At 65.5% G+C, this 24,692-nt stretch carries 39 protein-coding genes and 1 pseudogene; 35 read left to right on the forward strand and 5 right to left on the reverse strand.

Annotated features, from left to right (window positions below):
- Positions 1 to 380: 380 nt before the first annotated feature.
- From G6045_RS42175 to G6045_RS42385, 4 genes and pseudogenes are all read right to left on the reverse strand, one after another.
- The gene (locus G6045_RS42175) at positions 381 to 743 is read right to left on the reverse strand and encodes a hypothetical protein (RefSeq protein WP_328707777.1); all 363 of its coding nucleotides are present in this window, start codon (positions 741 to 743) and stop codon (positions 381 to 383) included.
- Positions 744 to 775: 32 nt separating this feature from the next.
- Positions 776 to 991 carry a hypothetical protein gene (locus G6045_RS42180; protein ID WP_328707778.1) on the reverse strand — a complete coding sequence of 72 codons (216 nt, stop codon included), beginning with the start codon at positions 989 to 991 and terminating at the stop codon, positions 776 to 778.
- A gap of 133 nt (positions 992 to 1,124) precedes the next feature.
- Positions 1,125 to 1,365, reverse strand: a pseudogene (locus G6045_RS42380) (helix-turn-helix domain-containing protein); the annotation flags it as partial.
- Entirely contained in the window at positions 1,366 to 1,497 is a 132-nt protein-coding gene (locus G6045_RS42385) for a hypothetical protein (protein ID WP_408056331.1), read from the reverse strand.
- Positions 1,498 to 1,776: 279 nt separating this feature from the next.
- On the opposite strand from G6045_RS42385, the gene rpsL reads away from it, so the two are divergent.
- From rpsL to rplQ, 34 genes are all read left to right on the forward strand, one after another.
- A complete protein-coding gene (gene rpsL / locus G6045_RS14485; protein ID WP_003948652.1) occupies positions 1,777 to 2,148 on the forward strand; it encodes a 30S ribosomal protein S12 in 372 nt (123 codons plus the stop codon).
- 2 nt (positions 2,149 to 2,150) lie between these two features.
- Positions 2,151 to 2,621, forward strand: a complete 471-nt coding sequence (gene rpsG / locus G6045_RS14490; protein WP_003974303.1) for a 30S ribosomal protein S7 — start codon at positions 2,151 to 2,153, stop codon at positions 2,619 to 2,621.
- A 39-nt stretch (positions 2,622 to 2,660) separates the two neighbouring features.
- Entirely contained in the window at positions 2,661 to 4,787 is a 2,127-nt protein-coding gene (gene fusA, locus G6045_RS14495) for an elongation factor G (protein ID WP_165332351.1), read from the forward strand.
- 147 nt (positions 4,788 to 4,934) lie between these two features.
- Positions 4,935 to 6,128, forward strand: coding sequence for an elongation factor Tu (gene tuf, locus G6045_RS14500; RefSeq protein WP_165332352.1), 1,194 nt, complete (start codon positions 4,935 to 4,937; stop codon positions 6,126 to 6,128).
- A gap of 562 nt (positions 6,129 to 6,690) precedes the next feature.
- The gene (gene rpsJ, locus G6045_RS14505; protein ID WP_003948644.1) at positions 6,691 to 6,999 is read left to right on the forward strand and encodes a 30S ribosomal protein S10; all 309 of its coding nucleotides are present in this window, start codon (positions 6,691 to 6,693) and stop codon (positions 6,997 to 6,999) included.
- Positions 7,000 to 7,014: 15 nt separating this feature from the next.
- The gene (rplC, locus tag G6045_RS14510; RefSeq protein ID WP_165332353.1) at positions 7,015 to 7,659 is read left to right on the forward strand and encodes a 50S ribosomal protein L3; all 645 of its coding nucleotides are present in this window, start codon (positions 7,015 to 7,017) and stop codon (positions 7,657 to 7,659) included.
- Positions 7,660 to 7,666: 7 nt separating this feature from the next.
- On the forward strand, positions 7,667 to 8,317 hold the full coding sequence (gene rplD / locus G6045_RS14515; RefSeq protein WP_165332354.1) for a 50S ribosomal protein L4: 651 nt from the start codon (positions 7,667 to 7,669) through the stop codon (positions 8,315 to 8,317).
- Positions 8,317 to 8,637, forward strand: coding sequence for a 50S ribosomal protein L23 (gene rplW / locus G6045_RS14520; protein ID WP_165332355.1), 321 nt, complete (start codon positions 8,317 to 8,319; stop codon positions 8,635 to 8,637). The genes rplD and rplW overlap by 1 nt, the downstream gene beginning before the upstream one ends.
- A 39-nt stretch (positions 8,638 to 8,676) precedes the next feature.
- The gene (gene rplB, locus G6045_RS14525) at positions 8,677 to 9,513 is read left to right on the forward strand and encodes a 50S ribosomal protein L2 (protein ID WP_165332356.1); all 837 of its coding nucleotides are present in this window, start codon (positions 8,677 to 8,679) and stop codon (positions 9,511 to 9,513) included.
- Positions 9,514 to 9,525: 12 nt separating this feature from the next.
- Positions 9,526 to 9,807 carry a 30S ribosomal protein S19 gene (gene rpsS / locus G6045_RS14530; protein ID WP_003992359.1) on the forward strand — a complete coding sequence of 94 codons (282 nt, stop codon included), beginning with the start codon at positions 9,526 to 9,528 and terminating at the stop codon, positions 9,805 to 9,807.
- A 43-nt stretch (positions 9,808 to 9,850) separates the two neighbouring features.
- The gene (gene rplV, locus G6045_RS14535) at positions 9,851 to 10,198 is read left to right on the forward strand and encodes a 50S ribosomal protein L22 (protein ID WP_165332357.1); all 348 of its coding nucleotides are present in this window, start codon (positions 9,851 to 9,853) and stop codon (positions 10,196 to 10,198) included.
- Positions 10,198 to 11,031: a 30S ribosomal protein S3 gene (gene rpsC / locus G6045_RS14540; protein ID WP_165332358.1), complete on the forward strand. Its 834-nt coding sequence runs from the start codon at positions 10,198 to 10,200 to the stop codon at positions 11,029 to 11,031. Before rplV ends, rpsC begins: the two co-directional genes overlap by 1 nt.
- A gap of 5 nt (positions 11,032 to 11,036) precedes the next feature.
- Entirely contained in the window at positions 11,037 to 11,456 is a 420-nt protein-coding gene (gene rplP, locus G6045_RS14545) for a 50S ribosomal protein L16 (RefSeq protein ID WP_059424836.1), read from the forward strand.
- Complete coding sequence (gene rpmC, locus G6045_RS14550; RefSeq protein ID WP_003956457.1) at positions 11,456 to 11,680, forward strand: 50S ribosomal protein L29; 225 nt, start codon at positions 11,456 to 11,458, stop codon at positions 11,678 to 11,680. Before rplP ends, rpmC begins: the two co-directional genes overlap by 1 nt.
- Positions 11,680 to 11,964 (forward strand): 30S ribosomal protein S17, encoded by a 285-nt coding sequence (gene rpsQ / locus G6045_RS14555; RefSeq protein WP_165332359.1) that lies wholly within the window; start codon positions 11,680 to 11,682, stop codon positions 11,962 to 11,964. Before rpmC ends, rpsQ begins: the two co-directional genes overlap by 1 nt.
- Positions 11,965 to 12,124: 160 nt before the next feature.
- The gene (gene rplN / locus G6045_RS14560) at positions 12,125 to 12,493 is read left to right on the forward strand and encodes a 50S ribosomal protein L14 (RefSeq protein WP_165332360.1); all 369 of its coding nucleotides are present in this window, start codon (positions 12,125 to 12,127) and stop codon (positions 12,491 to 12,493) included.
- Positions 12,494 to 12,495: 2 nt separating this feature from the next.
- A complete protein-coding gene (gene rplX / locus G6045_RS14565; protein ID WP_165332361.1) occupies positions 12,496 to 12,819 on the forward strand; it encodes a 50S ribosomal protein L24 in 324 nt (107 codons plus the stop codon).
- Positions 12,819 to 13,376: a 50S ribosomal protein L5 gene (gene rplE / locus G6045_RS14570; RefSeq protein WP_060901493.1), complete on the forward strand. Its 558-nt coding sequence runs from the start codon at positions 12,819 to 12,821 to the stop codon at positions 13,374 to 13,376. The genes rplX and rplE overlap by 1 nt, the downstream gene beginning before the upstream one ends.
- 5 nt (positions 13,377 to 13,381) lie before the next feature.
- Positions 13,382 to 13,567 (forward strand): type Z 30S ribosomal protein S14, encoded by a 186-nt coding sequence (locus G6045_RS14575; RefSeq protein ID WP_003956452.1) that lies wholly within the window; start codon positions 13,382 to 13,384, stop codon positions 13,565 to 13,567.
- A 213-nt stretch (positions 13,568 to 13,780) separates the two neighbouring features.
- Positions 13,781 to 14,179, forward strand: coding sequence for a 30S ribosomal protein S8 (gene rpsH / locus G6045_RS14585; protein WP_093613762.1), 399 nt, complete (start codon positions 13,781 to 13,783; stop codon positions 14,177 to 14,179).
- 22 nt (positions 14,180 to 14,201) lie between these two features.
- Positions 14,202 to 14,741 carry a 50S ribosomal protein L6 gene (rplF, locus tag G6045_RS14590; protein ID WP_165332363.1) on the forward strand — a complete coding sequence of 180 codons (540 nt, stop codon included), beginning with the start codon at positions 14,202 to 14,204 and terminating at the stop codon, positions 14,739 to 14,741.
- A gap of 3 nt (positions 14,742 to 14,744) precedes the next feature.
- Entirely contained in the window at positions 14,745 to 15,128 is a 384-nt protein-coding gene (gene rplR, locus G6045_RS14595; RefSeq protein WP_058848125.1) for a 50S ribosomal protein L18, read from the forward strand.
- Positions 15,129 to 15,195: 67 nt separating this feature from the next.
- Positions 15,196 to 15,801 (forward strand): 30S ribosomal protein S5, encoded by a 606-nt coding sequence (rpsE, locus tag G6045_RS14600; protein ID WP_052580769.1) that lies wholly within the window; start codon positions 15,196 to 15,198, stop codon positions 15,799 to 15,801.
- Entirely contained in the window at positions 15,801 to 15,980 is a 180-nt protein-coding gene (gene rpmD / locus G6045_RS14605; protein ID WP_052580766.1) for a 50S ribosomal protein L30, read from the forward strand. Before rpsE ends, rpmD begins: the two co-directional genes overlap by 1 nt.
- Position 15,981: 1 nt before the next feature.
- Positions 15,982 to 16,437 carry a 50S ribosomal protein L15 gene (rplO, locus tag G6045_RS14610; protein WP_165332364.1) on the forward strand — a complete coding sequence of 152 codons (456 nt, stop codon included), beginning with the start codon at positions 15,982 to 15,984 and terminating at the stop codon, positions 16,435 to 16,437.
- A gap of 249 nt (positions 16,438 to 16,686) precedes the next feature.
- Positions 16,687 to 18,000 (forward strand): preprotein translocase subunit SecY, encoded by a 1,314-nt coding sequence (gene secY / locus G6045_RS14615; protein ID WP_165332365.1) that lies wholly within the window; start codon positions 16,687 to 16,689, stop codon positions 17,998 to 18,000.
- Positions 18,000 to 18,659, forward strand: coding sequence for an adenylate kinase (locus G6045_RS14620; protein ID WP_165332366.1), 660 nt, complete (start codon positions 18,000 to 18,002; stop codon positions 18,657 to 18,659). Before secY ends, G6045_RS14620 begins: the two co-directional genes overlap by 1 nt.
- Before the next feature lie 99 nt (positions 18,660 to 18,758).
- Positions 18,759 to 19,595, forward strand: a complete 837-nt coding sequence (gene map / locus G6045_RS14625) for a type I methionyl aminopeptidase (protein ID WP_165332367.1) — start codon at positions 18,759 to 18,761, stop codon at positions 19,593 to 19,595.
- Between the two features lie 198 nt (positions 19,596 to 19,793).
- Entirely contained in the window at positions 19,794 to 20,015 is a 222-nt protein-coding gene (infA, locus tag G6045_RS14630) for a translation initiation factor IF-1 (protein WP_003948620.1), read from the forward strand.
- Between the two features lie 57 nt (positions 20,016 to 20,072).
- Positions 20,073 to 20,186: a 50S ribosomal protein L36 gene (gene rpmJ / locus G6045_RS14635; protein WP_003948619.1), complete on the forward strand. Its 114-nt coding sequence runs from the start codon at positions 20,073 to 20,075 to the stop codon at positions 20,184 to 20,186.
- A 206-nt stretch (positions 20,187 to 20,392) separates the two neighbouring features.
- Positions 20,393 to 20,773, forward strand: a complete 381-nt coding sequence (gene rpsM / locus G6045_RS14640; protein WP_165332368.1) for a 30S ribosomal protein S13 — start codon at positions 20,393 to 20,395, stop codon at positions 20,771 to 20,773.
- 69 nt (positions 20,774 to 20,842) lie between these two features.
- A complete protein-coding gene (gene rpsK, locus G6045_RS14645; RefSeq protein ID WP_003948617.1) occupies positions 20,843 to 21,247 on the forward strand; it encodes a 30S ribosomal protein S11 in 405 nt (134 codons plus the stop codon).
- A gap of 160 nt (positions 21,248 to 21,407) precedes the next feature.
- The gene (locus G6045_RS14650) at positions 21,408 to 22,430 is read left to right on the forward strand and encodes a DNA-directed RNA polymerase subunit alpha (RefSeq protein WP_003966937.1); all 1,023 of its coding nucleotides are present in this window, start codon (positions 21,408 to 21,410) and stop codon (positions 22,428 to 22,430) included.
- 115 nt (positions 22,431 to 22,545) lie between these two features.
- On the forward strand, positions 22,546 to 23,052 hold the full coding sequence (rplQ, locus tag G6045_RS14655) for a 50S ribosomal protein L17 (protein ID WP_165332369.1): 507 nt from the start codon (positions 22,546 to 22,548) through the stop codon (positions 23,050 to 23,052).
- Positions 23,053 to 23,174: 122 nt separating this feature from the next.
- Here the strand turns inward: rplQ and G6045_RS14660 are convergent, their stop codons facing one another.
- On the reverse strand, positions 23,175 to 23,672 hold the full coding sequence (locus G6045_RS14660; protein WP_165332370.1) for a peptidoglycan-binding domain-containing protein: 498 nt from the start codon (positions 23,670 to 23,672) through the stop codon (positions 23,175 to 23,177).
- A gap of 134 nt (positions 23,673 to 23,806) precedes the next feature.
- Here G6045_RS14660 and truA point away from each other — a divergent pair, with 134 nt between their 5' ends.
- The gene (truA, locus tag G6045_RS14665; RefSeq protein WP_165332371.1) at positions 23,807 to 24,664 is read left to right on the forward strand and encodes a tRNA pseudouridine(38-40) synthase TruA; all 858 of its coding nucleotides are present in this window, start codon (positions 23,807 to 23,809) and stop codon (positions 24,662 to 24,664) included.
- The last annotated feature ends 28 nt before the right edge of the window (positions 24,665 to 24,692 follow it).

Here is a 24,692-nt window from a genome sequence, read left to right on the forward strand (position 1 = left end):
GGTTTGGGCTGGGCACCGAACCGCATGCTCCTCGGTGTGTGGTCCGCCAGATCGCGCCGGGCGGCCCTAGGCGTCCTGGACCTGCCCGTCACCGGCCTCGGCGGTCTACTCGGCGCCCACGGCGGACTCGGGCTTCTCCCCGCCCTCGGAGTCACCGGCCGGCTGCTGAGGCGCGGCCTCGGGTGCCTCGGTGCTCATCGCTCACCCCGCCCGCCGAACGAGATGTTCCCGACGATCTGGCCGGCGGACACCCCGTTGTGGTCGCCCCGGATCCGGCCACCGTCGAAGCGGCTCCCGGCGGCGGGTGCGCTCGCGTCGGTCTGTGCGGTGGCTCGGGCACCGGCGTCCTGTGCGGTCGCTCGCGCGGCGGCCTGCCCCGGCTACGCGTCCCGCTCCGCCGTCGCGGCGTCCGCCTCGCCCGCTCCCGCCCCTGAGCCCGAGGGCGCGGGGCCGTACAGCCATGCGGCCAGTGGCCCGTTCTTGCCGGTCATCGTGACCTGGGTGAACTCCTCGGCCGCGATACCCGGGTGGTTGTGCCGCACGATCCCCGCGTACACGGACTGCGAGACGCAGAGCGCGAAATCGTCGGCCCGTTCCCTCAGGGCGTCCCGGAGCACAGCGGCGTCAAGGAGCCGGCAGGTGCGATTGAGGTCGGCGCCGGCCCAGCCCTCCAACTCGTCCACCGCGACCCAGCCGTTGGCGAGCACCACGCGTAACCGCATCTGCGCGGAGCTGGACGCCATCCAGGACCTCGCGCAGCAACGTTCGCAGCAGCTCACGCACGGAGACGTCCGCGTCGATGAGCTCCATCACGGAGTCCGCCGCGGACGGCGCGCAGCCGTACGGTTTCATCGACCCCCGCGGCCTCCAGCGTCCGGTCGGCGATCGAGTACAACATGCGGCGCAGATAGGCCTGTTCGACATCGTCGCGGTCGCTGAAGCGCTCGATGCCTAGCAGCAGAATCGTCCGGCTCAGGGGCTCTGTGGTCATGTCGAGCAGCGTGTTGGACGGGGCGCGGCCGCAGGGAGGGCAGATGGCGCACTCAAAGTGTGACCGTGTCCACAGAGTTACTTCATGTGTCCGCACACCTACCGATAGCGGTCACCTTCTGACCGCTCTCACCTCACCTTCGGCCCACGATCTGACGCAGGATGTCCGGTTGCAGGATCACCAGGGTGCGCCGCCCGGTCGCGACGGCGCGGCGTTCCCGTAAGTCCTTCAGGAGCCTCTGCACCATCTCCCGCGACGCCCCACCGATCCGGCCAGTTCCTGTTTGCTCAGGGGAATCGCCGGCTCGATGCCCTGCTCATCAAGGCGAACTCCAAACGCCGGTGATCGGCGGCCCGCGTGGGGTCCGCGGTCAGTCAGCCGTCCAGGATCAGCAGGACGTGTGAGGACGGCTCGTGCTGGCGCACCAGCGGAGACCGCGGCGGGAATTCCAGGGCCTCGCCCAGGGGCAGGATGAACGGCTGGATTTCGCCCGTCTCGGCCGTCACGTTCCGTGAGCGGGAGAGCGCTCGGTGCTGCGATATCCGATGCGGCTTGGGCTTGTTTTGACCGGAGTGCGGACGCTAGGTACGCTCAGACCTTGTGCCTGGGGTGTGCCCTGGCTCGTGCGCGTGCCTTCAAAACCGCGGCGAGCGTCACAGCGGCCACTGCAATCTGTGCCTCTCCCTGCTTTACGGCGGGAGTCTGCAGCGTGCGACACACCCGACCGCGTGGGTCGGCGAAGTTCCAGGTTAGCTTTATGACGGCACACAGAAACCGGAGAAGTAGTGCCTACGATCCAGCAGCTGGTCCGGAAGGGCCGGCAGGACAAGGTCGAGAAGAACAAGACGCCCGCGCTCGAGGGTTCGCCCCAGCGTCGCGGCGTCTGCACGCGTGTCTTCACCACCACCCCGAAGAAGCCGAACTCGGCGCTGCGGAAGGTCGCGCGTGTTCGCCTGACCTCCGGCATCGAGGTCACCGCTTACATCCCGGGTGAGGGTCACAACCTGCAGGAGCACTCCATCGTGCTCGTGCGCGGTGGCCGTGTGAAGGACCTGCCGGGTGTTCGCTACAAGATCATCCGCGGTTCCCTGGACACGCAGGGCGTCAAGAACCGTAAGCAGGCTCGCAGCCGCTACGGCGCCAAGAAGGAGAAGTAAGAATGCCTCGTAAGGGCCCCGCCCCGAAGCGCCCGGTCATCATTGACCCGGTCTACGGTTCTCCTCTGGTGACCTCCCTCATCAACAAGGTTCTGCTGAACGGAAAGCGCTCCACCGCCGAGCGCATCGTTTACGGCGCCATGGAGGGTCTGCGTGAGAAGACCGGCAACGACCCGGTCATCACGCTGAAGCGCGCGCTCGAGAACATCAAGCCGACCCTCGAGGTCAAGTCCCGCCGTGTCGGTGGCGCGACCTACCAGGTGCCGATTGAGGTCAAGCCCGGCCGTGCCAACACCCTGGCGCTGCGCTGGCTCGTCGGTTACTCGCGTGCCCGTCGCGAGAAGACCATGACCGAGCGTCTCCTCAACGAGCTCCTCGACGCCTCCAACGGCCTTGGTGCCGCTGTGAAGAAGCGCGAGGACACGCACAAGATGGCCGAGTCCAACAAGGCCTTCGCGCACTACCGCTGGTAGTCGCAACCCACATCGAGACCGAGAGAAGACTGAGCCGATATGGCTACCACTTCGCTTGACCTTGCCAAGGTGCGCAACATCGGCATCATGGCGCACATCGACGCGGGCAAGACGACCACCACCGAGCGGATCCTGTTCTACACCGGCGTTTCGTACAAGATCGGTGAGGTCCACGACGGCGCCGCCACGATGGACTGGATGGAGCAGGAGCAGGAGCGTGGCATCACGATCACGTCCGCTGCCACCACCTGTCACTGGCCGCTCGACAACGTCGACCACACGATCAACATCATCGACACCCCGGGGCACGTCGACTTCACCGTTGAGGTGGAGCGCTCCCTGCGTGTGCTCGATGGCGCCGTGACCGTGTTCGACGGTGTGGCCGGCGTCGAGCCGCAGTCCGAGACCGTCTGGCGTCAGGCGGACCGCTACGGCGTTCCGCGTATCTGCTTCGTCAACAAGCTCGACCGCACCGGTGCCGAGTTCCACCGCTGCGTCGACATGATCGTGGACCGCCTCGGCGCCACCCCGATCGTGATGCAGCTGCCCATCGGTGCCGAGGCCGACTTCCAGGGTGTTGTCGACCTCGTCACGATGAAGGCGTACGTCTGGTCGGCCGAGGCCGCCAAGGGCGAGGCCTACGACACCGTCGACATCCCGGCCACGCACACCGAGGCTGCCGACGAGTGGCGCGGCAAGCTGCTCGAGACCGTCGCCGAGAACGACGAAGAGATCATGGAGCTGTACCTCGAGGGCCAGGAGCCTTCGGTGGAGCAGCTGTACGCCGCGATCCGTCGTATCACCATCGCGTCGGGCAAGGGTGGCGACACCACCGTCACCCCCGTGTTCTGCGGAACCGCGTTCAAGAACAAGGGCGTTCAGCCCCTGCTCGACGCTGTTGTGCGGTACCTGCCCTCCCCCCTGGACGTCGAGGCCATCGAAGGCCACGACGTCAAGGACGCCGAGGTTGTCGTGAAGCGCAAGCCGAACGACGAGGAGCCGCTCGCGGCCCTCGCGTTCAAGATCGCGAGCGACCCGCACCTCGGCAAGCTCACCTTCATCCGGATCTACTCCGGTCGCCTGAACGCCGGCACCGCGGTGCTGAACTCCGTGAAGGGCAAGAAGGAGCGCATCGGCAAGATCTACCGTATGCACGCGAACAAGCGTGAGGAGATCGAGTCGGTGGGCGCCGGTGACATCGTCGCCGTCATGGGCCTCAAGCAGACCACCACCGGTGAGACGCTGTGCGACGAGAAGCAGCCGGTGATCCTGGAGTCCATGGACTTCCCGGCGCCGGTCATTCAGGTCGCCATCGAGCCCAAGTCCAAGGGTGACCAGGAGAAGCTGGGTGTCGCCATCCAGCGTCTCGCGGAGGAGGACCCCTCCTTCCAGGTCCACTCGGACGAGGAGACCGGCCAGACCATCATCGGTGGTATGGGCGAGCTTCACCTCGACGTCCTCGTCGACCGTATGCGTCGCGAGTTCAAGGTCGAGGCGAACGTCGGCAAGCCGCAGGTCGCGTACCGCGAGACGATCCGCAAGGCCGTCGAGCGTCATGACTACACCCACAAGAAGCAGACCGGTGGTACCGGTCAGTTCGCCAAGGTGCAGATCGCGATCGAGCCCATCGAGGGCGGCGACGCCTCGTACGAGTTCGTGAACAAGGTCACCGGTGGCCGTATCCCGCGGGAGTACATCCCGTCGGTGGACGCCGGTGCGCAGGAGGCCATGCAGTTCGGCATCCTGGCCGGCTACGAGATGACGGGCGTTCGCGTCATTCTTCTCGACGGCGGCTTCCACGAGGTCGACTCCTCCGAGCTCGCCTTCAAGATCGCCGGTTCGCAGGCGTTCAAGGAGGCTGCGCGCAAGGCCAGCCCCGTGCTGCTCGAGCCGATGATGTCCGTCGAGGTCACCACGCCCGAGGACTACATGGGTGAAGTCATCGGTGACATCAACTCCCGCCGTGGCCAGATTCAGGCCATGGAGGAGCGCAGCGGCGCTCGCGTCGTGAAGGGCCTCGTGCCGCTTTCGGAGATGTTCGGCTACGTCGGAGACCTCCGCAGCAAGACTTCGGGTCGCGCAAGCTACTCGATGCAGTTCGACTCCTACGCCGAGGTTCCCAGGAACGTCGCCGAGGAGATCATCGCGAAGGCCAAGGGCGAGTAACTCACCCGGTTTCACGCTTTAGGCTTGACACCATCCGCCGGGGTTTCGACCCCGACTCAGGGAGCGACCCCGGCGGCTGGCATCCCAGCAAAGATCACCTGGCGCCGATGAGTAAGGCGTACCAGAACCACTCCGCAGGAGGACCCAGTGGCGAAGGCAAAGTTCGAGCGGACTAAGCCGCACGTCAACATCGGCACCATCGGTCACATTGACCACGGTAAGACGACCCTCACGGCCGCCATTACCAAGGTGCTGCACGACGCGTACCCGGACCTGAACGAGGCCTCGGCCTTCGACCAGATCGACAAGGCTCCTGAGGAGCGCCAGCGCGGTATCACGATCTCGATCGCGCACGTCGAGTACCAGACGGAGACGCGTCACTACGCGCACGTCGACTGCCCCGGTCACGCGGACTACATCAAGAACATGATCACGGGTGCCGCGCAGATGGACGGCGCGATCCTCGTGGTTGCCGCCACCGACGGCCCGATGCCGCAGACCAAGGAGCACGTGCTCCTGGCCCGCCAGGTCGGCGTTCCGTACATCGTCGTCGCCCTGAACAAGGCCGACATGGTGGACGACGAGGAGATCCTGGAGCTCGTCGAGCTCGAGGTTCGTGAGCTGCTCTCCGAGTACGAGTTCCCGGGCGACGACCTTCCGGTCGTCAAGGTCTCGGCGCTCAAGGCTCTCGAGGGTGACGCCGAGTGGGGCAAGACCGTCCTCGACCTGATGAAGGCCGTCGACGAGTCCATCCCGCAGCCCGAGCGTGACGTCGACAAGCCGTTCCTGATGCCGATCGAGGACGTCTTCACGATCACCGGTCGTGGCACCGTCGTCACCGGTCGTATCGAGCGTGGTGTCCTCAAGGTCAACGAGACCGTCGACATCATCGGTATCAAGACCGAGAAGACCACCACCACGGTCACCGGCATCGAGATGTTCCGCAAGCTGCTCGACGAGGGCCAGGCGGGCGAGAACGTCGGTCTGCTCCTCCGTGGCATCAAGCGCGAGGACGTCGAGCGCGGCCAGGTCATCATCAAGCCGGGTTCGGTTACGCCGCACACCGACTTCGAGGCCCAGGCCTACATCCTGTCGAAGGACGAGGGTGGCCGTCACACCCCGTTCTTCAACAACTACCGCCCGCAGTTCTACTTCCGTACGACGGACGTGACCGGCGTCGTGACCCTCCCCGAGGGCACCGAGATGGTCATGCCGGGTGACAACACCGAGATGTCGGTCGAGCTCATCCAGCCCATCGCCATGGAAGAGGGCCTCAAGTTCGCCATCCGTGAGGGTGGCCGGACCGTGGGCGCCGGCCAGGTCACCAAGATCACCAAGTAATTGCTGATCTGCGGTACCTGAGCTTCCAGCTCGAACCGAAGCCCCCGTACACCTTCTGGGTGTGCGGGGGCTTCGGCCTGATTTCGGCGGATTCCCTTGCGCGAGCAGAGAATTCGCTGCTACGGAGATACGCGACCGGGTTTGACAAGAGGCCTCCCGGGGGTACGCTTCTGGGCTCGATTGGCGTCCGATGCAACCCGTATGGCACACTGTTCAGGTTGCTCGGTTGAGTAGCCGATGCTGCGCGCCTCCCGCCGGGAGGACTGGAAGCGAGTCCCACAGTACTCGTCGCCTTAACTGCCCTCGGGCAGCGCTGGGGCGGACGTACGGGAATCTTTCGGGAAGTGCGGTGCGGTGGCTCGGCCAGGCGCCCGGTGGCCAGCAAAGAAATTTGCAGCCTTCCCCCGATTCGCGGTCCTTGCGGCCGCAACCCCCTAGCAGGGAAATCCTTCGGGAGATCTGTGTCAGTGAGGTTGCGACACGCCCGACCGCGTGGGTCGGAGGGTGAGGTCGAATCGCCGGGTACCAGAGCGTTTACTAGACAAAGGACTACTGAGTAGCCATGGCGGGACAGAAGATCCGCATCCGGCTCAAGGCCTACGACCACGAGGTCATCGATTCCTCGGCGAAGAAGATCGTCGAGACGGTGACGCGTACTGGTGCGTCGGTCGCGGGCCCGGTGCCGCTCCCCACCGAGAAGAACGTGTACTGCGTCATCAAGTCGCCGCACAAGTACAAGGATTCTCGCGAGCACTTCGAGATGCGCACGCACAAGCGCCTCATCGACATCCTCGACCCGACCCCCAAGACCGTTGACTCTCTGATGCGACTCGACCTCCCGGCCGGTGTCGACATCGAGATCAAGCTCTAAGGGCGGTTGATCCAGATGACCAAGCAGATCAAGGGTGTCCTGGGCGAGAAGCTCGGCATGACGCAGGTGTGGGACGAGAACAACCGTGTTGTTCCGGTCACCGTCGTCAAGGCCGGCCCCTGCGTCGTGACCCAGGTCCGTACGAATGACTCCGACGGCTACGAGTCGGTCCAGATCGCCTTCGGCGAGATCGACCCGCGCAAGGTGAACAAGCCCCTCAAGGGTCACTTCGCCAAGGCCGACGTGACCCCCCGTCGCCACCTCGTGGAGATCCGCACTCCTGACGCCAGCGAGTACACGCTGGGCCAGGAAGTGACGGCCGAGGTGTTCGAGTCCGGCATCAAGGTTGATGTCACGGGCACGAGCAAGGGCAAGGGCTTCGCCGGTGTCATGAAGCGCCACAACTTCAAGGGTGGCAAGGCTTCCCACGGTGCGAAGCGCATCCACCGCAAGCCTGGTTCCATCGGTGGCTGTGCCACCCCCGGCCGTGTCTTCAAGGGCATGCGCATGGCGGGTCGCATGGGCAACGAGCGGGTCACCACCCAGAACCTGACCGTCCACGCCGTTGACGCCGAGAAGGGCCTGCTGCTCATCAAGGGCGCCGTCCCCGGCCCCAACGGTGGCCTCGTCCTGGTCCGCACTGCGGCCAAGGGGGTTTGAGGAACCGATGAGCACCATTGACATCCTTTCGCCGGCAGGCGACAAGGCCGGGACGGTCGAGCTCCCCGCGGAGATCTTCGACGTCGAGAAGATCAGCATTCCGCTGCTTCACCAGGTCGTTGTCGCACAGCTGGCCGCTGCCCGCCAGGGCACGCACAAGGTCAAGACCCGCGGCGAAGTCCGTGGTGGTGGCCGCAAGCCGTACCGCCAGAAGGGCACCGGCCGCGCCCGTCAGGGTTCGACCCGTGCGCCGCAGTTCGCCGGCGGTGGCGTCGTCCACGGCCCGCAGCCGCGTGACTACTCGCAGCGGACCCCGAAGAAGATGAAGGCCGCGGCCCTGCGCCACGCCCTCACCGACCGGGCCCGCAACAACCGCATCCACGTCGTGTCCGGCGTGGTTGAGGGTGAGATCAGCACCAAGGCCGCCAAGACCCTCCTGGGCAAGGTCAGCGAGCGCAAGAACGTGCTCCTGGTCATCTCCCGTGAGGACGAGGTCGCTCTGCTGTCCGCTCGCAACCTGCCCCAGGTCCACATCCTGGAGCCGGGCCAGCTGAACACGTACGACGTGCTCGTTTCGGACGACGTGGTCTTCACCAAGGCCGCCTTCGACTCCTTCGTCGCCGGCCCCAAGGCTGACACCGAAGGGAGCGAGGCCTGATGTCTGAGGCCACGATCACCAGCAAGACCTTCTCGGACCCGCGCGACATCCTCGTCAAGCCGGTCGTCTCGGAGAAGAGCTATGCGCTGCTCGACGAGAACAAGTACACGTTCATCGTCGCGCCCGGCTCCAACAAGACGCAGATCAAGCAGGCCGTGGAAGCGGTCTTCGGGGTCAAGGTCACCGGGGTCAACACGATCAACCGTCAGGGCAAGCGGAAGCGTACGCGCACCGGTTTCGGCAAGCGTGCCGACACCAAGCGCGCCATCGTGACCCTCGCTGAGGGCGACCGTATCGACATCTTCGGCCAGGCCTCCTAACGGAGTGCCCTGGTCCGAATATCGGACGAGGACTGAGAAATGGGAATCCGCAAGTACAAGCCGACTACGCCGGGCCGTCGTGGCTCCAGCGTCGCCGACTTCGTCGAGATCACGCGGTCCACGCCGGAGAAGTCGCTGGTCCGCCCGCTGCACAGCAAGGGCGGCCGTAACAACACCGGTCGTGTGACCGTCCGCCACCAGGGCGGTGGCCACAAGCGCGCCTACCGAGTGATCGACTTCCGTCGTCACGACAAGGACGGCGTGCCGGCGAAGGTCGCGCACATCGAGTACGACCCCAACCGCACCGCGCGTATCGCGCTGCTGCACTACGCCGACGGCGAGAAGCGCTACATCATCGCGCCGCGCGGTCTGCAGCAGGGCGACCGGATTGAGAACGGCCCTGGCGCCGACATCAAGCCGGGCAACAACCTCGCGCTGCGCAACATCCCCGTGGGTACGACGATCCACGCCATCGAGCTCCGTCCCGGTGGCGGCGCCAAGTTCGCCCGCTCCGCGGGTGCCTCGGTGCAGCTCCTGGCGAAGGAGGGCACGATGGCCCACCTTCGTATGCCCTCCGGCGAGATCCGCCTGGTCGACGCGCGCTGCCGCGCGACGGTCGGCGAGGTCGGCAACGCCGAGCAGAGCAACATCAACTGGGGTAAGGCCGGCCGTATGCGCTGGAAGGGCGTTCGCCCGACCGTGCGCGGTGTCGTCATGAACCCGGTTGACCACCCCCACGGTGGTGGTGAGGGCAAGACTTCCGGTGGTCGCCACCCGGTCAGCCCTTGGGGTCAGAAGGAAGGCCGTACTCGTTCGCCCAAGAAGGCGTCGAACAAGTACATCGTCCGCCGCCGCAAGACGAACAAGAAGCGCTAAGGACGGGTTGAGATGCCTCGTAGCCTGAAGAAGGGGCCCTTCGTCGACGACCACCTCATCAAGAAGGTGGACGCCCAGAACGAAGCCGGCACCAAGAACGTCATCAAGACCTGGTCCCGTCGCTCCATGATCGTGCCGGCCATGCTCGGCCACACGCTTGCGGTGCACAACGGCAAGACCCACATCCCGGTGTTCGTCACCGAGTCGATGGTCGGCCACAAGCTCGGCGAGTTCTCGCCGACGCGCACCTTCCGGGGCCACGTCAAGGACGACCGGAAGTCGAAGCGCCGCTAGTAGCGGATCGCATTCAGACACGTAAGAAACTGAAGGGACAACCATGGAAGCCAGGGCCCAGGCGCGGTACATCCGCGTCACGCCCATGAAGGCCCGCCGCGTGGTGGACCTCATCCGTGGCATGGACGCCACGGAGGCCCAGGCCGTCCTGCGATTCGCTCCGCAGGCAGCCTCGGTTCCCGTTGGCAAGGTGCTCGACAGCGCCATCGCCAACGCCGCGCACAACTACGACCACAGTGACGCCAATTCGCTGTTCATCAGCGAGGCGTTCGTGGATGAGGGTCCGACCCTGAAGCGGTTCCGTCCGCGTGCTCAGGGCCGTGCCTACCGGATCCGTAAGCGGACCAGCCACATCACCGTGGTCGTCAGCAGCAAGGAAGGAACCCGGTAATGGGCCAGAAGGTAAACCCGCACGGGTTCCGGCTCGGCATCACCACCGACTTCAAGTCGCGTTGGTACGCCGACAAGCTGTACAAGGACTACGTCAAGGAAGACGTCGCCATCCGTCGGATGATGACGTCCGGCATGGAGCGCGCCGGCATCTCGAAGGTTGAGATCGAGCGCACCCGTGACCGTGTCCGCGTGGACATCCACACCGCCCGCCCGGGCATCGTCATCGGCCGCCGTGGCGCCGAGGCCGACCGCATCCGCGGTGACCTCGAGAAGCTCACGGGCAAGCAGGTCCAGCTGAACATCCTCGAGGTCAAGAACCCCGAGACCGATGCCCAGCTGGTTGCCCAGGCCGTTGCCGAGCAGCTGTCCTCCCGCGTCTCCTTCCGTCGGGCCATGCGCAAGAGCATGCAGTCCGCCATGAAGGCCGGCGCCAAGGGCATCAAGATCCAGTGTGGCGGCCGTCTCGGCGGCGCCGAGATGAGCCGTTCGGAGTTCTACCGCGAGGGTCGTGTGCCGCTGCACACGCTCCGCGCGAACGTGGACTACGGCTTCTTCGAGGCCAAGACGACCTTCGGTCGCATCGGCGTCAAGGTCTGGATCTACAAGGGCGACGTCAAGAACATCGCCGAGGTCCGCGCCGAGAACGCTGCGGCCCGTGCGGGTAACCGCCCGGCCCGTGGTGGCGCCGACCGTCCCGCCGGCCGTGGTGGCCGTGGTGGCGAGCGTGGCGGCCGCGGCCGCAAGCCGCAGCAGCAGGCTCCGGCCGCCGAGGCCCCCAAGGCCGACGCGCCCGCCGCTGCTCCGGCTGAGAGCACCGGAACGGAGGCCTGACCGAAATGCTGATCCCCCGTAGGGTCAAGCACCGCAAGCAGCACCACCCGAAGCGCAGCGGCATGTCCAAGGGTGGCACGCAGGTTGCGTTCGGCGAGTACGGCATCCAGGCGCTCACGCCGGCGTACGTGACGAACCGTCAGATCGAGGCCGCTCGTATCGCCATGACGCGTCACATCAAGCGTGGCGGCAAGGTCTGGATCAACATTTACCCGGACCGCCCCCTCACCAAGAAGCCTGCCGAGACCCGCATGGGTTCCGGTAAGGGTTCGCCGGAGTGGTGGGTCGCCAACGTCAAGCCCGGACGCGTGATGTTCGAGCTGTCGTACCCCAACGAGAAGATCGCGCGTGAGGCGCTGACTCGTGCGGCTCACAAGCTGCCGATGAAGTGCAAGATCGTCAAGCGCGAGGCAGGTGAAGCGTGATGTCGACCGGTACCAAGGCGTCCGAGCTCCGCGAGCTGGGCAACGAGGAGCTTGTCAACAAGCTTCGCGAGGCCAAGGAAGAGCTGTTCAATCTCCGCTTCCAGGCGGCGACCGGCCAGCTCGAGAACCATGGCCGTCTCAAGGCGGTCCGTAAGGACATCGCGCGGATCTACACCCTGATGCGCGAGCGTGAGCTGGGCATCGAGACGGTGGAGAGCGCCTGATGAGCGAGAAGACTGTGACTGAAGAGACTGCCGCCCGCGGCTTCCGTAAGACCCGTGAGGGTCTCGTCGTCAGCGACAAGATGGACAAGACCGTCGTCGTCGCCGTCGAGGACCGCGTCAAGCACGCGCTGTACGGCAAGGTCATCCGCCGTACGAACAAGCTCAAGGCGCACGACGAGCAGAACGCTGCCGGCGTCGGCGACCGCGTCCTCATCATGGAGACGCGTCCGCTGTCGGCGAGCAAGCGCTGGCGCATCGTCGAGATCCTCGAGAAGGCGAAGTAGTCCCGCGGGGGCCTCGCGCCCCCGCGCTGCTTCTCTTTCGACAGGCCAAGTAATTCCTGCGGGCAACTCCGCAGGACAGTTCCGCCAGGCTCGGCAGGGGCCCACTCCTCGTACGAGGTGAAGCCCCTGCCGGGAACCGGCAGACGATCAGGAGATAGACGTGATCCAGCAGGAGTCGCGACTCAAGGTCGCCGACAACACTGGTGCGAAGGAAATCCTTTGCATCCGTGTTCTCGGTGGCTCGGGTCGCCGCTACGCGGGCATCGGCGACGTCATCGTCGCCACCGTCAAGGACGCGATCCCCGGCGGCAATGTGAAGAAGGGTGACGTCATCAAGGCGGTCATCGTTCGCACCGTCAAGGAGCGCCGCCGCCAGGACGGCTCGTACATCCGCTTCGACGAGAACGCCGCTGTCATTCTCAAGAACGACGGCGACCCTCGTGGCACCCGTATTTTCGGCCCGGTGGGTCGTGAGCTGCGCGAGAAGAAGTTCATGAAGATCATCTCGCTCGCGCCGGAGGTGCTGTAAGCATGAAGATCAAGAAGGGCGACCTGGTTCAGGTCATCACCGGTAAGGACAAGGGCAAGCAGGGCAAGGTCATTGCCGCTTTCCCGCGCGACGAGCGTGTCCTGGTCGAGGGTGTCAACCGGGTCAAGAAGCACACCAAGGCCGGTCCGACCGCCAGCGGTTCGCAGGCCGGCGGCATCATCACCACCGAGGCGCCGATCCACGTCTCCAACGTCCAGCTGGTCGTTGAGAAGGACGGCAACAAGGTTGTGACGCGCGTCGGTTACCGCTTCGACGACGAGGGCAACAAGGTTCGCGTTGCCAAGCGGACGGGTGAGGACATCTGATGGCTACCACCACGACTCCGCGTCTCAAGACGAAGTACCGCGAGGAGATCGCGGGCAAGCTGCGTGAGGAGTTCTCGTACGAGAACGTCATGCAGGTTCCCGGTCTCGTCAAGATCGTGGTCAACATGGGTGTCGGCGACGCCGCCCGTGACTCGAAGCTCATGGACGGTGCCGTCCGTGACCTGACGACGATCACCGGTCAGAAGCCGGCCATCACCAAGGCCCGCAAGTCCATCGCGCAGTTCAAGCTGCGCGAGGGTCAGCCGATCGGTGCCCACGTCACGCTTCGTGGCGACCGCATGTGGGAGTTCCTGGACCGCACCCTGTCGCTCGCGCTGCCGCGCATCCGCGACTTCCGTGGTCTGTCCCCCAAGCAGTTCGACGGCCGTGGCAACTACACCTTCGGTCTCACCGAGCAGGTCATGTTCCACGAGATCGACCAGGACAAGATCGACCGCGTCCGGGGTATGGACATCACCGTGGTCACCACGGCGACCAACGACGCTGAGGGCCGCGCGCTCCTTCGTCACCTCGGCTTCCCGTTCAAGGAGGCGTAAGCGAGATGGCGAAGAAGGCTCTTATTGCCAAGGCTGCTCGTAAGCCCAAGTTCGGTGTGCGCGCCTACACCCGCTGCCAGCGTTGTGGCCGCCCGCACTCCGTGTACCGCAAGTTCGGCCTGTGCCGCGTGTGCCTTCGTGAGATGGCTCACCGTGGCGAGCTGCCGGGCGTGACCAAGAGCTCCTGGTAAACCCCGAATCTTCGGGATTTCCAGGCGCTCTCGGTAAGCACTCTGGTCGGCAGGGCCCTCCTCCGCATGCCGTAGGCTTGTGGGGTTGGGCGCCTGCCGCCCTGAAACGACTTACTACGCCGTAGGTCCCCGTGCCGCACCCGTCCTGCCTCTGTGTGGGGAGAGGGATGGCGCATACAGGAAACCCCGGCGAGAGAGGCCGAAGGCCAATTCATGACCATGACTGATCCGATCGCAGACATGCTGACGCGTCTGCGCAATGCGAACTCGGCGTACCACGACTCGGTGTCGATGCCGCACAGCAAGATCAAGTCCCACATCGCGGAGATCCTCCAGCAGGAGGGCTACATCACCGGCTGGAAGACCGAGGACGCCGAAGTCGGCAAGAACCTCGTTCTCGAGCTGAAGTTCGGCCCGAACCGTGAGCGCTCCATCGCGGGCATCAAGCGGATCTCCAAGCCCGGTCTCCGGGTTTACGCGAAGTCCACCAACCTGCCCAAGGTCCTGGGTGGCCTCGGCGTGGCGATCATCTCCACGTCGCACGGTCTCCTGACCGACAAGCAGGCCGGCAAGAAGGGCGTAGGCGGAGAAGTTCTCGCCTACGTCTGGTAGCGGAAAGGAATCGGAAGAAGCTATGTCGCGTATTGGCAAGCTCCCCATCACGGTTCCCGCCGGCGTGGACGTCACCATCGACGGCCAGACGGTCACGGTCAAGGGTTCCAAGGGCACCCTGACCCACACCGTCGTGGCGCCGATCGAGATCGCTAAGGGCGAGGACGGCGTTCTGAACGTCACCCGCCCGAACGACGAGCGTCAGAACAAGGCCCTGCACGGCCTGTCCCGCACGCTGGTGGCGAACATGATCACCGGCGTGACCACGGGTTACGTGAAGAAGCTCGAAATCAGCGGTGTCGGTTACCGCGTCCTGGCGAAGGGCTCCAACCTGGAGTTCTCGCTCGGCTACAGCCACCCGATCCTGATCGAGGCGCCCGAGGGCATCTCCTTCAAGGTCGAGTCGCCGACGAAGTTCTCGGTCGAGGGCATCGACAAGCAGAAGGTCGGCGAGGTTGCGGCCAACATCCGCAAGCTGCGCAAGCCCGACCCGTACAAGGCCAAGGGCGTCAAGTACGAGGGCGAAGTCATTCGTCGCAAGGTCGGAAAGGCGGGTAAGTAAGCCATGGCATACGGTGTCAAGATTGCTAAGGGCGACGCTTACAAGCGTGCTGCCATCAAGCGTCGTCACATCCGGATCCGTAAGCACATCTCGGGTACGGCTGAGCGTCCGCGTCTCGTCGTGACGCGCTCCAACCGCAACATCGTGGCCCAGGTCATCGACGACGTTAAGGGTCACACCCTCGCGTCGGCGTCGACCCTGGACACCACGATCCGCGGTGGCGAGGGCGACAAGTCGGCTCAGGCCAAGCAGGTCGGCGCCCTGGTCGCCGAGCGCGCCAAGGCCGCCGGTGTCGAGGCTGTCGTATTCGACCGTGGTGGTAACCAGTACGCCGGGCGCATCGCCGCCCTGGCGGACGCCGCCCGCGAAGCCGGACTCAAGTTCTGAGTCTTGCCCGTTCGCGCAGCGACTAATGACGCTGCGTAGCTAGCGGAAACAGAGAGAGGTAATTCCAATGGCTGGACCCCAGCGCCGCAGTGGCGGTGCCGGTGGCGGCGAGCGGCGGGACCGGAAGGGTCGCGACGGTGGCGCTGCTGCCGCCGAGAAGACCGCGTACGTTGAGCGCGTTGTCGCGATCAACCGCGTCGCCAAGGTTGTGAAGGGTGGTCGTCGCTTCAGCTTCACTGCGCTCGTCGTAGTGGGCGACGGTGACGGCACCGTGGGTGTCGGTTACGGCAAGGCCAAGGAGGTGCCGGCCGCCATCGCCAAGGGTGTTGAGGAGGCCAAGAAGCACTTCTTCAAGGTCCCCCGTATCCAGGGCACCATCCCGCACCCGATCCAGGGCGAGAAGGCCGCGGGCGTCGTCCTGCTCAAGCCGGCTTCCCCCGGTACCGGTGTTATCGCCGGTGGCCCGGTTCGCGCCGTGCTCGAGTGCGCCGGTATTCACGACATCCTGTCGAAGTCCCTGGGCTCCGACAACGCGATCAACATCGTGCACGCGACCGTGGCGGCCCTCAAGGGCCTGCAGCGTCCCGAGGAAGTCGCGGCTCGCCGTGGCCTGCCCCTCGAGGACGTCGCCCCCGCGGCTCTGCTGCGTGCGCGTGCCGGGGCTGGTGCGTAATGGCACAGCTCAAGATCACGCAGGTGAAGTCGTACATCGGCAGCAAGCAGAACCACCGTGACACCCTGCGCTCCCTTGGTCTCAAGGGCATCAACACGCAGGTCGTCAAGGAGGACCGCCCCGAGTTCCGCGGCATGGTGCACACCGTCCGCCACCTCGTGACGGTTGAGGAGGTCTGACATGGCGGAGAACAACCCGCTGAAGATCCACAACCTCCGTCCGGCTCCCGGCGCCAAGACCGCCAAGACCCGTGTGGGTCGTGGTGAGGCGTCGAAGGGTAAGACGGCCGGTCGTGGTACCAAGGGCACCAAGGCCCGTTACCAGGTTCCGGAGCGCTTCGAGGGTGGCCAGATGCCCCTCCACATGCGTCTCCCGAAGCTCAAGGGCTTCAAGAACCCGTTCAAGACCGAGTTCCAGGTCGTGAACCTGGACAAGCTGGCTTCGCTCTACCCCGAGGGTGGCGAGGTCACGGTCGAGGACCTGGTCAACAAGGGTGCCGTGCGCAAGAACAGCCTCGTCAAGGTCCTGGGCCAGGGCGAGATCTCCGTGGCGCTGCAGGTGACGGTCGACGCCGTCTCCGGCTCCGCCAAGGAGAAGATTGCCGCCGCCGGCGGCACCGTCACCGAGCTCGTCTGATTTCCTCAGGCAGAGTCTCGATGGCTTGAACGATCCCACCGGGGATGCCCCACAAAAGGGGCATCCCCGGTTGGTCGTTCCTAGGGGGGCATGGTCGCCGGTAAGGTGGCGTGCACTGCTAACTTCCGCGCGGTCTGTCTGCTGCTTCACAGCAGGGGGAATCCGCGCGTTGTTGCCTATTGCTTACTATTCGTCGAACCTCAAGACCGTCACCTCTGGCGCACGCGCGCGGGGGTCGCAGGAGGCACCGTGCTCACCGCGTTCGCCCGGGCGTTCAAGACGCCCGACCTGCGCAAGAAGTTGCTCTTCACGCTCGGCATCATCGTCATCTACCGGCTCGGTGCCCACATCCCGATCCCCGGGGTGTCGTACGAGAACGTGCAGATCTGTCTCGACCAGGCCGACACCAAGGGTGGCATCTTCGGTCTGGTCAACATGTTCAGTGGTGGCGCACTGCTGCAGATCACGATCTTCGCGCTGGGCATCATGCCGTACATCACGGCGAGCATCATTCTTCAGCTGCTGACCGTGGTCATCCCCCGACTCGAGGCCCTCAAGAAGGAGGGACAGTCCGGCACGGCGAAGATCACGCAGTACACGCGTTATCTGACGGTGGCGCTGGCCGTACTCCAGGGCACCGGTCTGGTCGCCACCGCCCGCAGCGGCGCGCTGTTCAGCAGCTGCCCGGTGGGCAGCGAGATCGTGCCCAACCAGTCGATCTTCACCACCGTCACGATGGTGTTGACGATGACGGCCGGTACGGCGGTCGTGATGTGGCTCGGTGAGCTCGTCACCGACCGCGGCATCGGCAACGGCATGTCCATCCTGATGTTCATCTCGATCGCCGCGGGCTTCCCCGGCGCGCTGTGGGCCATCAAGGAGCAGGGCTCGCTGGCCGACGGCTGGATCGAGTTCGGCGTGGTCATCCTCGTCGGCCTCTTCATGGTCGGCCTGGTCGTCTTCGTCGAGCAGGCGCAGCGCCGCATCCCGGTGCAGTACGCGAAGCGCATGATCGGGCGCCGTTCCTACGGCGGTACGTCCACGTACATCCCGCTCAAGGTGAACCAGGCGGGCATCATCCCTGTGATCTTCGCTTCGTCGCTGCTCTACATCCCGGCGCTCGTCGCGCAGTTCAGCGGTTCCACCGCCGGCTGGGCGCAGTGGATCGAAGCGCACTTCGTCAAGGGTGACCACCCGTACTACCTGGTCACCTACTTCGTGTTGATCGTGTTCTTCGCCTTCTTCTACGTGGCGATCTCGTTCAACCCCGAGGAAGTCGCCGACAACATGAAGAAGTATGGTGGCTTCATCCCGGGTATCCGGGCGGGCCGGCCCACCGCCGAGTATCTGAGCTACGTGCTCAACCGGATCACTTGGCCCGGGTCGCTCTATCTGGGTCTGATCGCTCTCGTGCCGACAGCGGCGTTGGCAGGCTTCGGAGCAAACCAGAACTTCCCGTTCGGCGGGACGAGCATCCTGATCATCGTGGGTGTGGGTCTGGAGACCGTGAAGCAGATCGAGAGCCAGCTCCAGCAGCGTAATTACGAAGGGTTCCTCCGCTGATGCGTATCGTCCTCGTCGGGCCGCCCGGTGCGGGCAAGGGAACGCAGGCCGCGTTCCTCGCCCAGAACCTGTCGATCCCTCACATCTCCACGGGCGACCTTTTCCGGGCCAACATCAGCCAGGGCACGGAGCTCGGCCTCAAGGCCAAGTCCTACATGGACGCGGGCAACTTGGTGCCGGACGAGGTCACCATCGGGATGGCCAAGGACCGTATGGCACAGCCGGACGCCGCGAACGGCTTCCTGCTCGACGGCTTCCCGCGCAACGTCTCGCAGGCCGAGGCCCTGGACGATGCGCTGAAGCTGGACGGACAGGAGCTCGACGCGGTTCTGGACCTCGAGGTCCCCGAGGACGAGGTCGTCAAGCGCATCGCGGGCCGCCGGATCTGCCGTAACGATTCGAGCCACGTCTTCCACGTCTCGTACAAGCAGCCCGCGACCGAGGGCGTCTGCGACGTCTGCGGCGGCGAGCTGTACCAGCGTGGTGACGACACCGAGGAGACCGTCCGCCGGCGGCTCGAGGTCTACCACAGCGAGACCGAGCCGATCATCGACCACTACCGGGCCCAGGGCCTGGTCGTGACGATCTCGGCGCTCGGCAGCGTTTCCGAGGTCACGGAGCGCGCCATGGAGGCGCTGCGCAAGGGCGACGACGCCTGAGGCGAATGAGCTGTACGACGGCCGCGGTGCCCCGATGGGTGCCGCGGCCGTAGTGTTGTGTCAGTAGGTCTTTTCTTTAGATACGGAGCGATGCGGGCCATGGTGGAGATCAAGACCCCCGAGCAGATCGCCAAGATGCGCGAGGCGGGACTGGTCGTCGCCGCGATCCACAAGGCCACCCGTGAGGCGGCGGTGCCGGGCGCGACCACCAAGGACCTCGACGAGGTCGCGCGCAAGGTGCTCGACGAGCACGGCGCGAAGTCCAACTTCCTCGGGTACGGCGGCTTCCCCGCGACCATCTGCACCTCGAAGAACGAGGTCGTGGTCCACGGCATCCCGAGCGACGAGGTCGTGCTCGAGGACGGCGACATCATCTCCATCGACTGCGGCGCGATCATCGACGGCTGGCACGGCGACGCCGCGTACACCGCTTTCGTGGGCTCGGGCCACGCGCCCGAGCTGATCGAGCTCTCCCGGGTGACCGAGGAGTCGATGTGGGCCGGCATCGCGGCGATGAAGCAGGGCAACCGCCTTGTCGACGTCTCCAAGGCGATCGAGTCGTACATCCGTCGCCAGCCCCGTCCGGCCACCGGCAAGTACGGGATCATCGAGGACTACGGCGGCCACGGCATCGGCACCCAGATGCACATGGAGCCGCACCTCCTGAACTACGTGGAGCGCCGCCGCGGCCGCGGCCCGAAGCTGGTGCCCGGCTTCTGCCTCGCGATCGAGCCGATGGTCTCGCTGGGTACGGCGCGTACCGAGGTCCTCGAGGACGACTGGACCGTCATCACCACGGATGGCACCTGGTCCTCGCACTGGGAGCACTCGGTCGCCGTCACCGAGCAGGGGCCGCTGGTGCTGACCGCCCCCGATGGCGGCAAGGCGAAGCTGGCTGAGATGGGTATCACAGCGGCGCCCGATCCGCTGGGCTGAGTCGGCCGGTGGCCCGCCGTGCGGCGGGCGTCCGCCGTGTCGTGCTTAAGGATCGCTTCCGCGGGGCACACTTTTCGGATTCGTCTTTCCGGGTGCTCTGTCGTAGACTGACTCGTCGGCTCTCGTGCACCCGTATGCCTGCATTCCGCAGGCTGCGCGTACGGGACCGATCAAGGTAGTCGATTCGAAGGGCGAAGCGTGGCCAAGAAGCAAGGTGCCATCGAGATCGAAGGCACTGTCGTCGAGTCTCTCCCGAACGCCATGTTCAAGGTGGAGCTCCAGAACGGCCACCAGGTCCTGGCACACATCAGCGGCAAGATGCGTATGCACTACATCCGCATCCTCCCTGACGACCGGGTCGTGGTGGAGCTGTCTCCGTACGACCTGACGCGTGGCCGGATCGTCTACCGGTACAAGTAGATCTTGCCTGTGCCCCGCATCCGCGGGGTGGTGGCACTGACCCGGAGAACCTCACCAATGAAGGTCAAGCCGAGCGTCAAGAAGATCTGCGACAAGTGCAGGGTGATTCGCCGTCACGGCCGAGTCATGATCATCTGCGACAACCCGCGCCACAAGCAGCGCCAGGGCTGACGCAGGTCTGCATCCGCAGATCTTTGAGCGACGCATAGCTCAGCAGCTAAGTAGATACGCAAGGCCCGTCCCTCTTCAGTAATGGAGGGCGACACCCCCGGTCGGAGGCCGGGGACCCAGTTCGTACCAACTCTTCGACCGACGAAGAGGACGGCGGCTGGGAGCGGTCTTGGGGAAGACCTCCGAAAGACAACTGGAGCCATTGAATGGCACGCGTTTCCGGTGTTGACATCCCGCGCGACAAGCGTGTGGAAGTCGCCCTTACCTACGTTTTCGGTATCGGCCGCACCCAGTCCCAGAAGGCGCTGGCCGAGACCGGCGTCAACCCGAACACCCGCGTTCGTGACCTCTCCGAGGAGGAGCTGGTCAAGATCCGCGAGTACGTGGACGCCAACCTTCAGACCGAGGGTGACCTCCGCCGCGAGATCCAGGGCGACATTCGCCGCAAGATCGAGATCGGCTGCTACCAGGGCATTCGTCACCGTCGCGGCCTGCCTGTGCACGGCCAGCGCACCAGCACGAACGCCCGTACCCGCAAGGGCCCGCGTCGCGCCATCGCCGGCAAGAAGAAGCCGGGCAAGAAGTAGTCCACAGCGGACAACGCTTCATCAGCGGTCTTCGCTGTAGGACCGACCACCTCCCCGTAGGAGTTATAGATGCCCCCCAAGGGTCGTCAGGGCGCTGCCAAGAAGGTGCGCCGCAAGGAAAAGAAGAACGTCGCCCACGGGCACGCTCACATCAAGAGCACGTTCAACAACACGATCGTGTCCATCACGGACCCGACCGGCAACGTGATCTCGTGGGCCTCCGCCGGCCACGTCGGCTTCAAGGGCTCGCGCAAGTCCACGCCGTTCGCCGCGCAGATGGCTGCCGAGTCGGCTGCCCGTCGCGCGCAGGAGCACGGCATGCGCAAGGTCGACGTCTTCGTCAAGGGTCCCGGCTCCGGCCGTGAGACCGCGATCCGCTCCCTCCAGGCCACCGGCCTCGAGGTCGGCTCGATCCAGGACGTCACCCCCACGCCGCACAACGGCTGCCGTCCCCCCAAGCGCCGTCGCGTCTGACGCACTGCGTCCGACGTCTCGTACGTCGCTTGTCTGAGGTTTTCGGGCGGTACGGCTCTTCGGGGCCGTATCGCCCGTACCCTTGAAATGCCCGTGCCTTCACGGCGCGGTTTGAGTCGGACATCAAATAGTGGGTGTCCATGACTGAAGGAATCACTTCATGCTGATCGCTCAGCGCCCCTCGCTGACCGAAGAGGTCGTCGACGAGTTCCGCTCCCGGTTCGTGATCGAGCCCCTGGAGCCGGGCTTCGGCTACACCCTCGGCAACTCCCTGCGTCGTACGCTCCTCTCCTCGATCCCGGGTGCGGCTGTCACGTCCATCCGTATCGACGGTGTCCTGCACGAGTTCACCACCGTGCCGGGCGTCAAGGAGGACGTCACCGACCTCATCCTGAACATCAAGCAGCTGGTCGTCTCCTCGGAGCACGACGAGCCGGTCGTGATGTACCTGCGCAAGCAGGGTCCCGGCCTGGTCACCGCTGCTGACATCGCCCCGCCGGCCGGTGTCGAGGTGCACAACCCCGACCTGGTGCTCGCCACGCTGAACGGCAAGGGCAAGCTGGAGATGGAGCTGACCGTCGAGCGCGGTCGCGGCTACGTCTCCGCCGTGCAGAACAAGCAGGTGGGCCAGGAGATCGGCCGTATTCCGGTCGACTCCATCTACTCGCCGGTGCTCAAGGTCACCTACAAGGTCGAGGCGACCCGAGTCGAGCAGCGCACCGACTTCGACAAGCTCATCGTCGACGTCGAGACCAAGCAGGCCATGCGTCCGCGTGACGCCATGGCGTCGGCCGGTAAGACCCTGGTCGAGCTGTTCGGTCTGGCCCGCGAGCTCAACATCGACGCCGAGGGCATCGACATGGGCCCGTCCCCGACGGACGCCGCCCTTGCCGCCGACCTGGCGCTGCCGATCGAGGAGCTCGAGCTCACCGTTCGTTCGTACAACTGCCTCAAGCGTGAGGGCATCCACTCCGTGGGTGAGCTCGTGGCGCGCTCCGAGGCGGACCTCCTGGACATCCGTAACTTCGGTGCGAAGTCCATCGACGAGGTCAAGGCCAAGCTCGCGGGTATGGGTCTTGCGCTGAAGGACTCGCCCCCCGGGTTCGACCCGACCGCCGCGGCTGACGCCTTCGGCGCCGACGATGACGCGGATGCGGGTTTCGTGGAGACCGAGCAGTACTGATCGCCCCGCTTTCCGGGGGACGTTCGCGTCCCCCGGATCTCCGACAGGCAGCCGCCTGCTCGGATACTGACTCCGGTACCTGATACGGCCGGGGCAGCACACAAGGAGAAACATCATGCCGAAGCCCGCCAAGGGTGCCCGTCTGGGCGGCAGCGCTGCGCACGAGCGGCACATGCTGGCGAACCTCGCCAAGTCGCTGTTCGAGCACGGCCGCATCACGACGACCGAGGCCAAGGCCCGCCGCCTGCGTCCGGTCGCCGAGCGTCTGATCACCAAGGCGAAGAAGGGCGACATCCACAACCGTCGCCAGGTGCTGCAGACGATCACCGACAAGGGGATCGTGCACACGCTCTTCACCGAGATCGCTCCGCGCTACACCGAGCGTCCGGGTGGCTACACCCGTATCACCAAGATCGGTAACCGCCGCGGCGACAACGCGCCGATGGCCGTGATCGAGCTGGTCGAGGGCGAGATCGCCAAGAAGGCGACCGTCGACGAGGCCGAGGCCGCCACCAAGCGTGCGGTCAAGGAAGACGCCCTCAAGAAGGACGAGGCCGTCGAGGCCAAGTCCGACGAGGACGCGAAGCCGGTCGAGGCTGCCGAGGAGTCGAAGGACGCCTGAGCGTTCTGACACTGCTTGACGGACAGGCCCGCATTCCCTGCGAGGGGATGCGGGCCTGTTTCGTGTGCGTGGGGCTGTTTTGTGTAGGCGGGGCTGTTTCGTGTACGCGGGTGGGGCGAGGGTCAGTTGGGGATGAGGCTCTTGCAGTCGTTGAGCCAGGTGGCATAGCGCTTCACGGCCTGAGGGTTGTCCAGGTTGGCCTTCTTGCGGTCCTCCATCAGCATCTCCATCCGCCTGCCGGTCTTCGGGCCGACGACCCCGTCCTTGGACTGTCCGTTGTTGCCCTGGAAGAGCTTCACGGCGCTTACCGTCTTGGAGCCGAAGCTGCCGTCGGCGACGATCTGCGGCTTGTTGAAGGTGTTCACGGCCCGCTGCACGCACTTCACCTTGGTGCCGCTGTCGCCTTTGCGGATGGACTTGGGCTGGCCGGATCCCGCGGCCCCACCGGATGAACCGGAGCCTGCCCCGGCCTTGTTGGCGACGTCCTTCTTGCCCGCCGAGGACTTCCCCTTGTCCTTCGCCTTCGAGCCCGAGCCGTCATCGCCGCCGCAGGCCGTGAGCCCCAGGGCGAGAATGCCGGTGGTGAGCAGGGCGGCGGCAGGCGTGGTCCACTTGGTCATCGTTCCCCCGATGTATGCGATCCCGTTGCGGACGTACGGGACGGGAGACGCCGGTTCGCGGCGTGGTAGTTGCGTGATGAACATCACTGATGTTCGACGATGTTCAGCGATGTTCGACAGGGAGGCAGGTTTCGGTGGCCGATGAGGTGGAGCCCGGTTTCGTACGGGTGCGGCTTGATCTTTCGTACGACGGGAAGGAGTTCTCGGGCTGGGCGAAGCAGCTCCGGCAGTCGACCCGGACCGTGCAAGGGGAGATCGAGGACGCGCTGCGTACGGTGACGCGCTCGGGCGTGACCTTTCCGCTGACGGTCGCCGGGCGTACCGATGCCGGGGTGCACGCACGCGGGCAGGTGGCGCATGTCGATCTGCCCGCCGAGCTGTGGGCCGAGCACCAGGAGAAGCTGCTGCGCCGGCTCGCCGGGCGGCTGCCGCACGATGTGCGCGTATGGAAGGTGGCCGAGGCGCCCAGCGGATTCAACGCGCGCTTCTCGGCGATCTGGCGGCGGTACGCGTATCGCGTGACCGACAACCCCGGCGGCGTCGATCCTCTGCTGCGCGGTCATGTGCTGTGGCACGACTGGCCGTTGGACGTCGAGGCGATGAACGAGGCGGCCGCCCAGCTGCTCGGCGAGCACGACTTCGCCGCGTACTGCAAGAAGAGGGAAGGCGCCACGACCATCCGCACCCTTCAGGAGCTCAGCCTCGAGCGGGGCGCCGACGGGATCATCACGGCGACCGTGCGGGCGGATGCCTTCTGCCACAACATGGTGCGCTCGCTGATCGGCGCGCTCCTGTTCGTGGGCGACGGCCACCGGGGGCCGGGCTGGCCGGCGAAGGTGCTTGCGGCCGGGGTGCGGGATTCGGCGGTGCATGTGGTGCGGCCGCATGGGCTCACGCTGGAGGAAGTGGGCTATCCGGCGGACGAGTTGCTGGCGGCGCGGAGTGTGGAGGCGCGGAACAAGAGGACCTTGCCTGGGGCGGGGTGCTGCTGAGCGGAGCGGTTCTCTCCGAGTCGTACGA

The sequence above is a fragment of the Streptomyces mesophilus genome (assembly GCF_011044995.1).
GTDB classification, from domain to species: Bacteria; Actinomycetota; Actinomycetes; order Streptomycetales; family Streptomycetaceae; genus Streptomyces; species Streptomyces mesophilus.

Coding starts and splice junctions, on each gene's coding strand:
- G6045_RS42175 (WP_328707777.1), bottom strand. CDS start 743: ATGGCGTCCAGCTCCGCGCAGATGCGGTTACGCGTGGTGCTCGCCAAC.
- G6045_RS42180 (WP_328707778.1), bottom strand. CDS start 991: ATGACCACAGAGCCCCTGAGCCGGACGATTCTGCTGCTAGGCATCGAG.
- rpsG (WP_003974303.1), top strand. CDS start 2,151: ATGCCTCGTAAGGGCCCCGCCCCGAAGCGCCCGGTCATCATTGACCCG.
- fusA (WP_165332351.1), top strand. CDS start 2,661: ATGGCTACCACTTCGCTTGACCTTGCCAAGGTGCGCAACATCGGCATC.
- rpsJ (WP_003948644.1), top strand. CDS start 6,691: ATGGCGGGACAGAAGATCCGCATCCGGCTCAAGGCCTACGACCACGAG.
- rplC (WP_165332353.1), top strand. CDS start 7,015: ATGACCAAGCAGATCAAGGGTGTCCTGGGCGAGAAGCTCGGCATGACG.
- rplD (WP_165332354.1), top strand. CDS start 7,667: ATGAGCACCATTGACATCCTTTCGCCGGCAGGCGACAAGGCCGGGACG.
- rplW (WP_165332355.1), top strand. CDS start 8,317: ATGTCTGAGGCCACGATCACCAGCAAGACCTTCTCGGACCCGCGCGAC.
- rplB (WP_165332356.1), top strand. CDS start 8,677: ATGGGAATCCGCAAGTACAAGCCGACTACGCCGGGCCGTCGTGGCTCC.
- rpsS (WP_003992359.1), top strand. CDS start 9,526: ATGCCTCGTAGCCTGAAGAAGGGGCCCTTCGTCGACGACCACCTCATC.
- rplV (WP_165332357.1), top strand. CDS start 9,851: ATGGAAGCCAGGGCCCAGGCGCGGTACATCCGCGTCACGCCCATGAAG.
- rpsC (WP_165332358.1), top strand. CDS start 10,198: ATGGGCCAGAAGGTAAACCCGCACGGGTTCCGGCTCGGCATCACCACC.
- rplP (WP_059424836.1), top strand. CDS start 11,037: ATGCTGATCCCCCGTAGGGTCAAGCACCGCAAGCAGCACCACCCGAAG.
- rpmC (WP_003956457.1), top strand. CDS start 11,456: ATGTCGACCGGTACCAAGGCGTCCGAGCTCCGCGAGCTGGGCAACGAG.
- rpsQ (WP_165332359.1), top strand. CDS start 11,680: ATGAGCGAGAAGACTGTGACTGAAGAGACTGCCGCCCGCGGCTTCCGT.
- rplX (WP_165332361.1), top strand. CDS start 12,496: ATGAAGATCAAGAAGGGCGACCTGGTTCAGGTCATCACCGGTAAGGAC.
- rplE (WP_060901493.1), top strand. CDS start 12,819: ATGGCTACCACCACGACTCCGCGTCTCAAGACGAAGTACCGCGAGGAG.
- G6045_RS14575 (WP_003956452.1), top strand. CDS start 13,382: ATGGCGAAGAAGGCTCTTATTGCCAAGGCTGCTCGTAAGCCCAAGTTC.
- rpsH (WP_093613762.1), top strand. CDS start 13,781: ATGACCATGACTGATCCGATCGCAGACATGCTGACGCGTCTGCGCAAT.
- rplF (WP_165332363.1), top strand. CDS start 14,202: ATGTCGCGTATTGGCAAGCTCCCCATCACGGTTCCCGCCGGCGTGGAC.
- rplR (WP_058848125.1), top strand. CDS start 14,745: ATGGCATACGGTGTCAAGATTGCTAAGGGCGACGCTTACAAGCGTGCT.
- rpsE (WP_052580769.1), top strand. CDS start 15,196: ATGGCTGGACCCCAGCGCCGCAGTGGCGGTGCCGGTGGCGGCGAGCGG.
- rpmD (WP_052580766.1), top strand. CDS start 15,801: ATGGCACAGCTCAAGATCACGCAGGTGAAGTCGTACATCGGCAGCAAG.
- rplO (WP_165332364.1), top strand. CDS start 15,982: ATGGCGGAGAACAACCCGCTGAAGATCCACAACCTCCGTCCGGCTCCC.
- G6045_RS14620 (WP_165332366.1), top strand. CDS start 18,000: ATGCGTATCGTCCTCGTCGGGCCGCCCGGTGCGGGCAAGGGAACGCAG.
- map (WP_165332367.1), top strand. CDS start 18,759: ATGGTGGAGATCAAGACCCCCGAGCAGATCGCCAAGATGCGCGAGGCG.
- rpmJ (WP_003948619.1), top strand. CDS start 20,073: ATGAAGGTCAAGCCGAGCGTCAAGAAGATCTGCGACAAGTGCAGGGTG.
- rpsM (WP_165332368.1), top strand. CDS start 20,393: ATGGCACGCGTTTCCGGTGTTGACATCCCGCGCGACAAGCGTGTGGAA.
- rpsK (WP_003948617.1), top strand. CDS start 20,843: ATGCCCCCCAAGGGTCGTCAGGGCGCTGCCAAGAAGGTGCGCCGCAAG.
- G6045_RS14650 (WP_003966937.1), top strand. CDS start 21,408: ATGCTGATCGCTCAGCGCCCCTCGCTGACCGAAGAGGTCGTCGACGAG.
- rplQ (WP_165332369.1), top strand. CDS start 22,546: ATGCCGAAGCCCGCCAAGGGTGCCCGTCTGGGCGGCAGCGCTGCGCAC.
- G6045_RS14660 (WP_165332370.1), bottom strand. CDS start 23,672: ATGACCAAGTGGACCACGCCTGCCGCCGCCCTGCTCACCACCGGCATT.